Source organism: Phytobacter sp. V69 (genome assembly GCF_965644215.1).
GTDB lineage: Bacteria > Pseudomonadota > Gammaproteobacteria > Enterobacterales > Enterobacteriaceae > Phytobacter.
The window spans coordinates 1-13,616 of record NZ_CBFFRL010000134.1 but is presented as its reverse complement, the minus strand read 5'-3'; the positions used below and the strand labels follow the sequence as shown (position 1 = coordinate 13,616).

At 55.1% G+C, this 13,616-nt stretch carries 10 protein-coding genes and 2 pseudogenes; 8 read left to right on the top strand and 4 right to left on the bottom strand.

Annotation, left to right across the window (positions count from 1 at the left end; translation table 11 throughout):
• Window positions 1-75: 75 nt before the first annotated feature.
• Together ACSZPU_RS17550 and ACSZPU_RS17545 are read left to right on the top strand one after the other, a co-directional pair.
• Window positions 76-333, top strand: a pseudogene (locus tag ACSZPU_RS17550) (MFS transporter); the annotation flags it as partial.
• A 39-nt stretch (window positions 334-372) separates the two neighbouring features.
• Window positions 373-1,563: a glycoside hydrolase family 88 protein gene (locus ACSZPU_RS17545; protein ID WP_499001349.1), complete on the top strand. Its 1,191-nt coding sequence runs from the start codon at window positions 373-375 to the stop codon at window positions 1,561-1,563.
• Window positions 1,564-1,659: 96 nt separating this feature from the next.
• On the opposite strand, the gene ACSZPU_RS17540 is transcribed toward ACSZPU_RS17545, so the two are convergent.
• Both ACSZPU_RS17540 and ACSZPU_RS17535 read right to left on the bottom strand, forming a co-directional pair.
• Window positions 1,660-1,974: a putative quinol monooxygenase gene (locus tag ACSZPU_RS17540; protein WP_499001348.1), complete on the bottom strand. Its 315-nt coding sequence runs from the start codon at window positions 1,972-1,974 to the stop codon at window positions 1,660-1,662.
• Window positions 1,975-2,004: 30 nt separating this feature from the next.
• Complete coding sequence (locus ACSZPU_RS17535) at window positions 2,005-2,586, bottom strand: NAD(P)H-dependent oxidoreductase (protein WP_499001346.1); 582 nt, start codon at window positions 2,584-2,586, stop codon at window positions 2,005-2,007.
• A 183-nt stretch (window positions 2,587-2,769) separates the two neighbouring features.
• On the opposite strand from ACSZPU_RS17535, the pseudogene ACSZPU_RS17530 reads away from it, so the two are divergent.
• The 5 genes and pseudogenes from ACSZPU_RS17530 to ACSZPU_RS17510 all read left to right on the top strand — a co-directional run.
• Window positions 2,770-3,446: pseudogene (locus tag ACSZPU_RS17530) on the top strand (AraC family transcriptional regulator); the annotation flags it as partial.
• 163 nt (window positions 3,447-3,609) lie between these two features.
• Complete coding sequence (parC, locus tag ACSZPU_RS17525) at window positions 3,610-5,868, top strand: DNA topoisomerase IV subunit A (protein ID WP_499001344.1); 2,259 nt, start codon at window positions 3,610-3,612, stop codon at window positions 5,866-5,868.
• A gap of 174 nt (window positions 5,869-6,042) precedes the next feature.
• Window positions 6,043-6,780: a 1-acylglycerol-3-phosphate O-acyltransferase gene (locus ACSZPU_RS17520; protein WP_499001342.1), complete on the top strand. Its 738-nt coding sequence runs from the start codon at window positions 6,043-6,045 to the stop codon at window positions 6,778-6,780.
• A gap of 70 nt (window positions 6,781-6,850) precedes the next feature.
• A complete protein-coding gene (gene ftsP, locus ACSZPU_RS17515; protein WP_499001340.1) occupies window positions 6,851-8,263 on the top strand; it encodes a cell division protein FtsP in 1,413 nt (470 codons plus the stop codon).
• 144 nt (window positions 8,264-8,407) lie between these two features.
• Window positions 8,408-10,681: a YgiQ family radical SAM protein gene (locus ACSZPU_RS17510; protein ID WP_499001339.1), complete on the top strand. Its 2,274-nt coding sequence runs from the start codon at window positions 8,408-8,410 to the stop codon at window positions 10,679-10,681.
• 89 nt (window positions 10,682-10,770) lie between these two features.
• Here the strand turns inward: ACSZPU_RS17510 and ACSZPU_RS17505 are convergent, their stop codons facing one another.
• Window positions 10,771-11,304, bottom strand: a complete 534-nt coding sequence (locus ACSZPU_RS17505; RefSeq protein WP_499001337.1) for a DUF3828 domain-containing protein — start codon at window positions 11,302-11,304, stop codon at window positions 10,771-10,773.
• A gap of 105 nt (window positions 11,305-11,409) precedes the next feature.
• Here ACSZPU_RS17505 and ACSZPU_RS17500 point away from each other — a divergent pair, with 105 nt between their 5' ends.
• Window positions 11,410-11,880: a carboxypeptidase-like regulatory domain-containing protein gene (locus tag ACSZPU_RS17500; RefSeq protein WP_499001336.1), complete on the top strand. Its 471-nt coding sequence runs from the start codon at window positions 11,410-11,412 to the stop codon at window positions 11,878-11,880.
• 47 nt (window positions 11,881-11,927) lie between these two features.
• Here the strand turns inward: ACSZPU_RS17500 and ACSZPU_RS17495 are convergent, their stop codons facing one another.
• On the bottom strand, window positions 11,928-13,382 hold the full coding sequence (locus ACSZPU_RS17495; RefSeq protein ID WP_499001334.1) for a DASS family sodium-coupled anion symporter: 1,455 nt from the start codon (window positions 13,380-13,382) through the stop codon (window positions 11,928-11,930).
• Window positions 13,383-13,616 lie beyond the last annotated feature (234 nt).

Genomic DNA, 13,616 nt, shown 5'->3' with positions numbered 1-13,616 from the left:
CTTATCGGTAGTTAACCCTTCCTCCTACACTCTCCACAATCATGTCCGAGCGTTGCACTTATTATCTGAATTCGCTCTGAGCATTTCGATAAGCGTGTTAATGCCACCATGTATTTTTTGGGCTATCAGGCCATGTTGTATGTCGGCAATGTGGTGGTCTCTTCACCGGCGGGATTATTGTATGACCGCATTGGCTTTGAAAATACCTACATCATTATGGGATCGATTGTGCTGGCCTTTACCGCCATCTCTGCAATAACGCTTTCCGCCTGCCAGAGTAAATGGCGACAGCATTCCCCTTTAGATATTGCTGGAAATAACCTTTCACGTTAATTCCCGGCCATGACTGCCAGTAAAACAAGGAACCGAAATATGTTAAGTAAAATCGTTGAGGAGCCGTTACGTGAATGTCCTGGTGCGCCGTTTAATCGGCAGGCGTTTTCTGATGAGCTGGACAGCGCACGTCAACACACCCTTGAGCTGATTCGCCGTCATTTAACGGAATTCGGTGAGAAGTTTCCCGCAGAGACCTGCGAGAAGGGCTATTACCCGCTGACCGATAACGTTGAGTGGACCACCAGTTTCTGGACCGGACAACTGTGGCTGGCGTGGGAGATGAGCGGTGACCCGGCGTTTCGCGCAATGGCGGAAAAAAATGTGCGTTCATTTGGCCTGCGCATTGCGGGGCGCAGCGACACCAACACGCACGACCTCGGCTTTCTTTATACGCTCTCCTGCGTTGCCGCCTGGCGTTTAACGGGTAACCGCGATGCGCGCGGGTTTGCCCTGCAGGCCGCCGAGGCGCTGCTTGAACGTTTTCACGCAAAGGCGCAGATCATTCAGGCGTGGGGCGATCTTAAAGACCCGCAGCAGGCCGGGCGGATGATCATCGACTGCAATATGAACCTGCCGCTGCTGTACTGGACGAGCGAGCAAACCGGTGACCCGCGTTTTGCACAGGCGGCGCAGGCCCATGTCCGGCAGGCGGCGACTTATCTTATCCGCGAAGATGCCTCGACCTTCCATACCTACTATATGGATGTGCAGACCGGCCAGCCGCGCTACGGTAACACCCAGCAAGGTTACGCCGATGATTCTTGCTGGTCACGCGGGCAGGCGTGGGGGATTTACGGTTTCCTGCTGAGCTTCATTTATACCGGCGATAAAGAGATGGTGGCCCTGTCAAAACGGCTGGCGAACTACTTTTTGAATCGTCTGCCGGAAGATGCGGTGTGTCACTGGGATTTGGCACTGGTGGGGACCGACGCGCTGCGCGACTCCTCTTCTGCGGCGATTGCGGTCTGCGGCCTGCTGGAGCTGGTCAAACATTTACCGGTTACCGACCCGGATCGCGAACGTTATCAGCAGTGGGCGATGCGTATTATGTCGTCACTGGGCAAGCACTATCTGGCCGGGAAAAACGAGCCAACTAACGGCCTGCTTAAGCATTCGGTGTACCATCTTTCCAGTGATAAAGGGGTGGATGAGTGCTGTAGCTGGGGGGATTATTTCTATGTTGAGGCGTTAATGCGTTTTAGCGAGAGCTGGAAGCTGTACTGGTAGTGAGTGCGGGTTTTGTCCCGGATGCGGCGTCGCCTTATCCGGGCTACTTGAGATACCCGGGTGAGGCGTTGCCGCATCCGGGGCACTGCGAGGAGATTAAACCCCTTGCTCCAGAATGCGGATGTGCGTTTCCAGCACATCGGCTTTCACGGCTTCGCTCCAGGCTTTCATATGCGGCGTTTGCAGATGCGCTTCTAAATGCGCCACGCTCTCCCAGCTTTCCACCATGATGATGGAGTCCGGTGCGGTTGTCTGGAAACTGACGCCTGCCGCATGGTCAACCAATGGCGCATAGCCGTGGCAACCTTCTTCCTGCAACACCGTTGGAATAATCTTTGCGAATTGATCAAGGACCGCCTGGCGATGGTGCTGGCCAGGACGGGTACGAATTTCAGCAATCACTGTCAACATGGTTAACTCCTTCTAAGTCCAGCTTCACAGTTAACCAAAAATCTCCGCAAGATGCTTGCGATATTCCGCAATATAACGCGGCACATCTGGCATTTTGATCACGTCATTGGCGATAAAGCTCGGCAGGGCTTCCATCCCAAGGAACTGGTTCGCTTTGTGGAACGGCAGATAAACGCCGTCAACGCCGACGCCATGGAAGAACTGCTCTTCGTCGGTGAAGGCTTCCATCGGCGCGTTCCAGGTCAGGGACAGCATGTATTTTTTCCCCTGAATCAGACCGCCGGAACCGTATTTTTTGGCACCGTCAGAGCGGGTGCGGCCATCGCTGGCATACAGCGCGCCGTGGCCTTCGGTAAACACATCGTCCATGTATTTTTTCACGGTCCAGGGTGCACCCATCCACCAACCTGGCATCTGCCAGATAACGACGTCAGCCCAAAGAAAATTCTGCACTTCTTCTTTATTATCGTACTCACCGTCGGTACGTACGCTTTTAACCGCGTGTCCGTTATCGCGCAGGAAACTTTCGGCGGTAGAGGTCAGGGTGTCATTCAGTTGACCATTGGAGTGGGCGAATTTTTTCGCGCCATTGATAATCAGGATATTGCTCATTTTTTGTCCTTAGCGAAACGTTAATACCGCTGATTTTATCCCGCATCCGTCGATGACAAAACTGGCAAAGCGTGCAAAGACTTTTGCGTTTTAAGCAATAATCCCGATGGGCGGGAGATAATGCGCAAGATCGGTCAGGATTACTCTTCGCGGAAACGCCAAAGTAGGCGTCAGGAGGATGCGATGAACGACAATTGTAGTGAGGTGTTTTCTGCCCGTTTCGGGGCGGTTTGCCACCATATTGAACGCCACCTGACGGCCCGTTGTCACTGGAAGAGTTAAGCGCGATAGCCCACTGTTCGCCTTTTCATTTTCACCGGATGTTTTCGGCCTGGAGCGGGTTACCGCTGTATCGCTATATCCAGTGGCTGCGGCTGCGTCACGCCTCATGGCGGCTGGCGTTTAACCCGCACGATAAAATTATCGATATCGCCCTGGATGCCGACTTTCAAAATCCGGAGTCGTTCAGTCGCGCCTTCAAAACGGCGTTAGGTGCCAGTCCTCGTCAGTTCCGTCTGGAACCGGACTGGGTGGACTGGCACCGACGTGTACCGAAAAACGTTACACAGGAGCGAACAATGAATGAAATCAACACAGTGGTGTTCCCGACCACGCCAGTGGCAATGTTAAAACACCGGGGAGATCCGGCGCAGGTGAATGCCAGCGCGGCAACCTTTATTGAGTGGCGGCGAAGCAGCGGACTGTCGCCGGTTGAGCGTTATGCGACATACGGTATTGCGTGGGACGATCCCGCATCAGTACCTGCTGACGCTTTCCGCTTTGATATTTGTGCCACCGTTGCACAGGCCATACCGGAGAATGCCTTTGGCGTGGTGAACGGTGAAATCCCCGGCGGGCGCTTTCATTTTGAGAAGCCACTAAACTGCTTGTGGTCAGGCGAAAGTCGCCTGCTATGATCGGTTTTGTACGCGCATCACTATGCCTTAACCTCACAGATAGGTTAGTATCTGCGGCAATATTGCCGCCGAAAAGGCGGACGCACACGTTGAGGAATCACACTTAATGAGCGATATGGCAGAGCGCCTTGCGCTACATGAATTTACGGAAAACGCGTATCTGAACTACTCCATGTACGTCATCATGGACCGTGCGTTGCCGTTTATCGGTGATGGCCTGAAACCTGTTCAGCGTCGCATTGTTTACGCTATGTCTGAATTGGGGCTGAGCGCCAGCGCCAAATTCAAAAAATCCGCCCGTACCGTGGGTGACGTATTGGGTAAATATCACCCACACGGCGACAGCGCCTGTTACGAAGCCATGGTCTTGATGGCGCAGCCGTTCTCCTATCGTTACCCACTGGTTGACGGGCAGGGGAACTGGGGGGCGCCGGATGATCCGAAATCCTTCGCCGCCATGCGTTATACCGAATCCCGTTTGTCCAAATACGCCGAAGTGCTACTCGGTGAACTGGGGCAGGGTACGGCAGACTGGGTACCGAACTTTGACGGCACCATGCAGGAGCCGAAAATGCTGCCTGCGCGCCTGCCCAACATTCTGCTGAACGGTACCACCGGCATCGCGGTGGGGATGGCGACCGATATTCCGCCGCACAACCTGCGTGAAGTAGCGAAAGCGGCGATCACCCTGATTGAGCAGCCGAAAACCACCCTCGACCAGATTCTGGATATCGTCCAGGGTCCGGATTATCCGACCGAAGCGGAAATCATCACCTCACGCGCCGAGATTCGTAAGATTTACGAAAATGGCCGCGGCTCCGTGCGTATGCGTGCGGTGTGGAAAAAAGAAGACGGTGCGGTGGTGATTACCGCGCTGCCACACCAGGTTTCCGGTGCCAAAGTGCTGGAGCAAATTGCCGCTCAGATGCGCAACAAAAAGCTGCCGATGGTGGATGACCTGCGCGACGAATCCGACCACGAAAACCCGACCCGTCTGGTGATTGTGCCGCGTTCTAACCGTGTGGATATGGAGCCGGTGATGCATCACCTGTTCGCCACCACCGATCTGGAAAAAAGCTACCGCATCAACCTGAACATGATCGGTCTGGACGGGCGTCCGGCGGTGAAAAACCTGCTGGAAATTCTCACCGAATGGCTGGCGTTCCGTCGCGATACGGTGCGTCGTCGCCTGAACTATCGTCTGGAGAAAGTGCTCAAGCGCCTGCATATCCTTGAAGGCTTGCTGGTGGCGTTCCTCAACATCGACGAAGTTATCCATATCATTCGTACCGAAGATGAGCCGAAGCAGGTTCTGATGTCGCGTTTTGACATCAGCGAGACCCAGGCTGAAGCCATCCTCGAGCTGAAATTGCGCCACCTCGCGAAACTCGAAGAGATGAAAATTCGCGGCGAGCAGGACGAGCTGGCGAAAGAGCGCGATCAACTGCAGGCGATCCTCGCCTCCGAGCGCAAGATGAATAACCTGCTCAAGAAAGAGCTGCAGGCCGATTCCGATGCCTTTGGCGACGACCGCCGTTCGCCGCTGCAAGAGCGCGAAGAAGCGAAGGCGATGAATGAACACGATATGCAACCGTCTGAGCCGGTTACTATCGTGCTGTCGCAAATGGGCTGGGTACGCAGCGCCAAAGGCCATGATATCGATGCGCAGGGCTTAAGTTATAAAGCGGGCGACAGCTGGAAAGCGTCGGCGAAAGGTAAGAGCAATCAGCCGGTGGTCTTCATTGACTCAACCGGGCGCAGCTACGCCATCGACCCAATCACGTTGCCTTCCGCACGTGGGCAAGGGGAGCCGTTAACCGGCAAACTGACCCTGCCACCGGGTGCCGTTGTTGAGCATATGGTGATGACCAACGAAGAGCAGAAACTGCTGATGGCGAGCGATGCTGGCTACGGCTTTGTCTGTACCTTCAATGATCTGGTAGCGCGTAACCGTGCGGGTAAAACGCTGATCAGTCTGCCGGAAAACTCTCGTGTAATGTCGCCGCTGGAAATTGAAAACGATGCGGATATGCTGCTGGCGATCACCACGGCGGGCCGCATGCTGATGTTCCCGGTGGGGGATTTGCCGCAGTTGTCGAAAGGCAAGGGCAACAAGATTATCGGCATTCCGTCGGCAGAGGCGGCGAAAGGCGAAGATGGCCTGGCACATCTCTATCTGCTGCCGCCGCAGAGCACGCTGACTATCCATGTGGGTAAACGTAAAATCAAACTGCGCCCGGAAGAACTGCAGAAAGTGCAGGGCGAACGTGGCCGCCGTGGGACATTGATGCGCGGGTTACAGCGTATCGACCGTGTTGAGATTGATTCACCGTCCCGCCCCAGTGCCGGAAACAGCGAAGAGTAACCGGTCTGTATTCATCCCCTACCATTCGGTAGGGGAATGACTAATTTTTCCCGTAAAAGCGTTGTTTATTCCAGAGTTGCGATTAACAATACGTTTTTATGACCCCGCATCTAACCAGGCCTGAGTGTTGCAGGCTAGTGTTTATGCACATAGGGATGGGTTTTCGAGGTAGCTATGCTATTTATTGTTCGCTTAATCATCGTTGTTATTTATTCCATTCTGGTGTGTATCTTTGGTTCTCTTTACTGCCTGTTTAGCCCGCGTAATCCGAAGCATGTGGCGACTTTCGGGCACATGTTTGGCCGTCTGGCACCGGTATTCGGCTTAAAGGTTGAAAAGCGTTTCCCGCAGGGTTACGAGCAGCATGACAAGGCTATCTATATCGCGAATCACCAGAACAACTACGATATGGTCACCGCTTCTAACATCGTGCAACCGCCAACCGTTACGGTCGGCAAAAAGAGCCTGCTGTGGGTGCCATTTTTTGGTTTGCTTTACTGGCTGACGGGCAACCTGCTGATTGATCGTAACAACCGGGCAAAGGCGCATGGCACCATTGCACAGGTGGTGAATCATATTCAGAAGCGCAATATTTCTGTCTGGATGTTCCCGGAAGGTACCCGTAGCCGCGGGCGTGGTTTGCTGCCGTTCAAAACCGGTGCGTTCCATGCTGCCATCGCCGCAGGTGTACCGATCATTCCTGTTTGTGTGTCCACCACCTCAAACAAAATTAATCTTAACCGCATCAAAAATGGGCTGGTGATTGTTGAAATGCTGCCGCCGATTGATACCAGCGGTTACGGTAAAGATCAGATTCGCGAACTGGCTGTGCATTGCCATGACGTGATGGCGAAGAAGATCGATGAATTGGATAAAGAAGTGGCAGAGCGCGAGGCCACGGGTCGGGTGTAATCCCCCTTACTATATTGATGCCGGGAAATGATTTCCCGCGCGGTTTATTCAGTTTTTACACGGAGCAACTATGTCACTCAGTCGGCGTCAATTTATCCAGGTATCCGGGGCTGCATTCTGTGCAGGCGCGATACCGCTGAGGGCGAACGCCGCCGGGCAGCAACCACCGTTGCCGATACCTCCGTTACTTGAATCCCGTCGCGGGCAGCCGCTTTTCCTGACACTCCAGCGCGCGCACTGGTCATTTGCCACCGGAACGCGGGCGCAGGTCTGGGGTGTGAACGGACGTTATCTTGGGCCGACTATCCGCGTCTGGAGCGGCGATGACGTCAAAATGATTTACAGCAACCGTCTGACGGAAAATGTCTCGATGACGGTGAGCGGGCTGCAGGTGCCAGGGCCGTTAATCGGCGGTGCCGCGCGGATGATGACCGCCAATAACGACTGGGCGCCCGTGCTGCCCATTCGTCAAAGTGCGGCCACGCTCTGGTATCACGCCAACACGCCGAATCGTACCGCACAGCAAGTCTACAATGGCCTCGCCGGGATGTGGCTGGTGGAAGATGAGGTCAGTAAGTCTCTTCCCATTCCCAACCACTATGGCGTGGATGATTTCCCGGTCATTATTCAGGACAAGCGGCTGGATAATTTCGGTTCGCCGGAATACAGCGAGCCGGGCAGCGGTGGCTTCGTGGGCGATACCTTAATGGTCAATGGCGCGCAAAGTCCGTTTGTCGAAGTGTCGCGTGGCTGGGTGCGTCTGCGCCTGCTTAATGCGTCAAACTCTCGCCGCTATCAGTTGCAGATGAGCGACGGGCGCCCGCTGCATGTGATCTCCGGCGATCAGGGTTTCCTGCCCGCGCCGGTGTCGATCAAACAGCTGGCGCTGGCGCCGGGTGAACGCCGTGAGATCCTCGTCGACATGACGAACGGTGATGAAGTGTCGCTCACCTGTGGTGAGGCGGCGGGCATCATGGATCGTCTGCGCGGATTCTTTGAACCTTCCAGTATTCTGATTTCCACCCTCGTGCTGACGCTGCGCCCGACCGGGTTACTACCACTGGTGACGGATACGTTACCGATGCGACTGTTGCCATCGGACATCATGACCGGCACGCCGACGCGCAGCCGTGATATTACGCTCGGCAGCGATCCGGGGATCAACGGACATCTGTGGGATCCGCAGCGTATCGACATTACCGCCCAGCAGGGTACGTGGGAGCGCTGGACGGTGCGCGCGGACATGCCACAGTCGTTCCATATGGAAGGCGTGCTGTTCCAGGTGCGTAACGTGAATGGCGCGATGCCGTTCCCGGAAGATCGCGGCTGGAAAGATACCGTCTGGGTAGACGGGCAGGTTGAGCTGCTGGTCTATTACAGTCAACCGTCATGGCCGCATTTTCCGTTCCAGTACGGCAGCCAGACGCTGGAGATGGCGGATCGCGGTTCGATTGGTCAGTTGCTGGTGAATCCGGCGGCATAACACCCCTCCCCCTGGCCCTCTCCCCATAGGGGAGAGGGCCAGGGGGAGGGGAAAAACCCCACACTTAATCCTTCAATCCACGTATTGATCAGGCGTATAATCCCCGCCCTTTGATTATTTTTTTGCCACTTTTTTGGAAGCAAGATGAGCGCAATATCCCTGATCCAGCCGGATCGTGACCTTTTCTCCTGGCCGCAGTACTGGGCCGCCTGCTTTGGCCCAGCGCCGTTTCTGCCGATGTCGCGAGAAGAGATGGACCAACTTGGCTGGGATAGCTGCGACATCATTCTGGTTACAGGCGATGCGTATGTCGATCACCCAAGCTTCGGTATGGCGATCTGTGGCCGAATGCTGGAAGCCCAGGGTTTCCGCGTGGGCATCATTGCCCAGCCGGACTGGAACAGTAAAGACGACTTTATGCGTCTGGGCAAACCGAACCTGTTCTTCGGCGTAACCGCAGGTAACATGGATTCGATGATCAACCGTTATACGGCGGATCGTAAGCTGCGCCATGACGATGCCTACACCCCGGATAACGTAGCGGGCAAACGCCCGGATCGCGCAACGCTTGCCTATACTCAACGCTGCAAAGAAGCTTGGAAAGATGTGCCGGTTATTCTTGGCGGCATTGAAGCGAGCCTGCGGCGTACCGCCCATTACGATTACTGGTCCGATACCGTGCGCCGCTCGGTGCTGGTGGACTCCAAGGCCGACATGCTGATGTTCGGCAACGGCGAACGTCCGCTGGTGGAAGTGGCACACCGTCTGTCGCAGGGCGAGCCTATCTCACAGATCCGCGATGTGCGTAACACTGCGATCATGGTGAAAGAAGCGCTGCCGGGCTGGAGCGGTGTGGATTCCCGCATCATTGATATGCCGGGCAAAATCGACCCGATTCCGCACCCCTACGGTGACGATCTGCCGTGTGCGGATAACAAACCTGTCGAGCCGAAGAAAGCCGAAGCGAAAGTTGTAGTTGTGCAGCCGCCGCGTCCGAAGCCGTGGGAAAAAACCTACGTGCTACTGCCGTCTTTTGAAAAGGTCAAAGCCGACAAAGTGCTGTATGCCCATGCCTCGCGTATTTTGCATCATGAAACCAATCCGGGCTGCGCCCGTGCGCTGATGCAAAAACACGGCGACCGCTATATCTGGGTTAACCCGCCGGCGATTCCGCTCTCTACCGAAGAGATGGACAGCGTTTTTGCCCTGCCGTACAAGCGTGTACCGCATCCGGCCTACGGTAACAGCCGTATTCCGGCATATGAGATGATCCGTTTCTCGATCAACATCATGCGTGGCTGCTTTGGCGGCTGCTCCTTCTGTTCGATCACCGAGCACGAAGGTCGCATCATTCAGAGCCGCTCCGAAGACTCGATTATTAACGAGATCGAAGCCATTCGTGACACGGTGCCGGGCTTTACCGGCATTATCTCCGATCTGGGTGGCCCAACGGCCAACATGTATATGCTGCGCTGCAAGTCGCCGCGTGCGGAGCAGACCTGTCGCCGCCTGTCGTGCGTTTACCCGAGCATTTGCGAGCACATGGATACTAACCATGAGCCGACGATTAATCTGTACCGCCGCGCGCGCGATCTGAAAGGTATCAAAAAGATCCTCATCGCCTCCGGTGTGCGTTATGACATCGCCGTGGAAGATCCGCGTTATATCAAAGAGCTGGCGACCCACCACGTGGGCGGCTATCTGAAGATTGCGCCGGAACATACCGAAGAAGGGCCGCTGTCGAAGATGATGAAGCCGGGCATGGGCAGCTATGACCGCTTCAAAGAGCTGTTTGATACCTTCTCGAAACAGGCCGGTAAAGAGCAGTATCTGATCCCGTACTTTATCTCTGCGCACCCGGGTACGCGTGATGAAGACATGGTCAACCTGGCGCTGTGGCTCAAACGTCACCGCTTCCGTCTGGATCAGGTGCAGAACTTCTACCCGTCACCGCTCGCCAACTCGACGACCATGTATTACACCGGGAAAAACCCGCTCGGTAAGATTGGCTACAAGAGTGAAGATGTGGTGGTGCCGAAGGGCGACAAACAGCGTCGTCTGCACAAAGCGCTGCTGCGTTACCACGATCCGGCTAACTGGCCGATGATTCGCCAGGCGCTGGAAGATATGGGGAAAAAGCACCTGATTGGCTCACGCCGCGATTGCCTGGTGCCTGCCCCGACGCTCGATGAAATGCGTGAAGCGCGTCGTCAGAATCGCAATACCCGTCCGGCGCTGACCAAGCACACGCCGATTGTGCATCAGCGTCAGAACGGCTCAACGCGCAGTGAAACCGCAAAAAGCGGTACTGCGAAGAGTGGTGCCGTTAAAAGCGGTGCGGTGAAGGCTGGCGCGATGAAAAATAGCGTGATGAAAAACGATAACACGAAAAAAGCGGTGAAGCGTAAGGCGGGTTAACTGCTGGCTCAGTCCCCTTTCCCGATGGGAGAGGGGATGAATGTAGCCCGGATAAGGCGTTTTTACGCCGCATCCGGGTCATCTTTCGGTCAGGGAGAGGGCTGGGGTGAGGGTGAACTGACGGCACTTTTCTCCGCCGCCTTATCGCTCAAAGCTTCCTGCTCCCGCTCGTGGTTATAATCTTTCATCCCCTGATACAAGCTCTGGGTTTCATTGACGATATCGTCAATCAGCCAGCGACCGTTTTCATCCACCAGGGACAGCGTCTGCGTGACGGTTTCCGGCCCATCGCTGAACGGACGGAAGCGGACGACGGCGTCAACGTGTTGGCCATCATGGGGCACGATATCGACCTGTTCCAGCACCAGATTGTCATAATCCTGGCAGTTGCAGATGGGATCGTAATTCAGATAGCCCACGTCCCCCTCCACCGTTAGCTTCTGATCCTCTGCGACTTCCTTCATCAGTCTGCTGGAAATCACCTGGTCTTTGCCGGTGGCATCAAAAACAACCCCGGCCTGATTATCCGCATAGTGCTGGTAGAGCAATTCCACGCTACGCTGAGGTGACTCAGCAAACGCGGAATTGCTGCAAATAAAAAGCAATACCAATAGTTTTCGCATAGTCGATTCTTTTTCTGGGGTACTGTGCTCAGAGTAGCATTGCCTTTAGGCAGGCGTAAGTCTTCCTATGCGAAGAGATGTTCATCTGAATTCAAGGAGCGAGAGATGACAACACGATTCTGGCAGGGTGTCGCGCTGTTAGCGTTATTACAAAGTGGGTGCGTTGCCTACACCCAGTCTGAGCCCGCACTGGAAGGCAGGCTGCTGGATAGCACGGGAAAACCGGTGCCTGCGGCCAATATCATGCTAAAAAGCTACCGTCCTGGGCCCAGTACCGTTACCGATAGCGAAGGTTTTTTCGCTTTTGAGGGCGAACACGAGTGGTCGTTCTTTTTACCCATCGGGCCCATCGACAAAATGAATATGACGCAGCTGAACATCAGTGCGCGGGGGCAGGAGTACGATGTGGTGCTTTCGTATGGACTGAGCGGGCCTTACGGTTCAAGTCCGTCGGAAGTGGGCGTGCTGTGCACATTACCGCAGGCGCAGTTATCGACGAGCAAAGAAGGCATCCCGCCGAATATTTGCCAGCGAACATCGTTCAAAGCAATGCAAGAATCTCGCAAGACGGAATGATGTGGCGAAAATCAGCCCGGCAGTGATGCCGGGCATGAAAGGGAGAATCAGTACAGCCCCAGTATTTTCCACCAGACAAGACCGATGGTCATAAACACGGCCTGGTTGAACAAGCTGATTAAGAATCCCGTGCGCCACCAGGTTCCGGTCGGCACATAACCGGCACCAAACAGGATCGGGCCGCGTGCATGGGTGTACTGGGTCAGTGAGCAGTAGAGGCTACTGGTAAAGGCCAGCATCAGCGCCATCGGCGCAGCGGGAATATTCAGGTGAATCCCCACGCCGAGGAACACGGCATACAGTGCGGCGATTTGCGCATTACCGCTGGCGAAAAAGTAGTGGGTATAGAAGTAGGCGGCGTTGAGCAGCAACAGCACAATCACCCAACTGGTGCCGCCCATCGCATGGCCGATACTGTCACCAATCACCCCGCCGAACCAGGTGGTGAAGCCGAGATTTTTCAACTGGTTTGCCATCATCAGCAGCGCCGCAAACCAGATCAGCGTATCCCAGGCCCCTTTCTCGCTTTTCACATCTTCCCAGCTCAATACACCGGAAAGTAACAGCACCGACAGGCCGACAAAAGATGCGGTTGTCGGGTCCACGCCCAGCGTATCGCCGAAAATCCACAGGATCAGCAGGAGCAGGACGGTGCCGAGCATCAGCCATTCGCCCCGGCTCATTTTCCCCATCAGCGCCATCTCACTCTGGGCCAGAACAGGGGCATCCGGGGTGTGTTTTATTTCAGGGCGCGTTATCCAGTAGACCAGCACCGGCACGATCAGCAGGGAGATCACGCACGGGGCCAGCGCGGCGATAAACCAGCCGCCCCAGGTTATCGTGACGCCCGCGTTTGCCGCCAGCTTCACCGCCAGCAGGTTGCCGGTATAGCCAGTCATAAACAGCGCGGCGGTGACATCATTGACGTTGCCGATGCAGGTAATCAGAAAGGTACCGATTTTGTTGCGTGATTCATCTTCCGGATGGGAGTTAAAACTGCGCGCCAGTGAGTCGGCAATCGGGTAGATAACTCCGCCACAGCGCGCGGTATTGCTGGGCATGGCAGGGGAGAGGATCAGATCGGCAAACGCCAGACCGTATGCCAGCCCCAGCGTGCGCTTGCCGAGCAGGCGGATCATTTGCAGCGCGATACGCCGGCCAAGCCCGGTTTTGATAAAACCGCGGGCAATCATAAAGGCGACGACGATAAGCCAGATTAGCGAACTGTTCAGTTCACTCAGCGCCGTGAGGATAGCGCCATTGGCGGTTTTGTCCCCGGCAGCGTAGGTCAGGGCAAATACGGTAATCCCGATAATGCCGACCGCGCCAATAGGCAGAACTTTGGCGACGATTGAGGCAATGGTGGCGACAAAGACAATGGCGGAATGCCAGGCCTGAGCGCTAAGTCCTTGTGGCGGCGCAACGTGCCAGAGGCCGGTTGCGAGAGCAACGATAATAATTAAAGGGAGCCAGCGCACTCCCGAGGGTTTTTTTTCGGCCATTTAGTCATCCCTATTCATGATGTATATAAATGTCGCGCAAACAATAATTAATATGAGTGATTATGTGATTACAGATAAATTATGTTGCTCTACAAATGTGAACAATTACACAATAAAAGTAGGGATAAATTGTTTCCTTGTGTGTCTGATTTCAGGACAATAAATATCCTCCGGCATAGCCGGAGGTTTTTCTGATGCGCCTATAAGGCTCTCTTACCAGCCGCGCCCTAACAG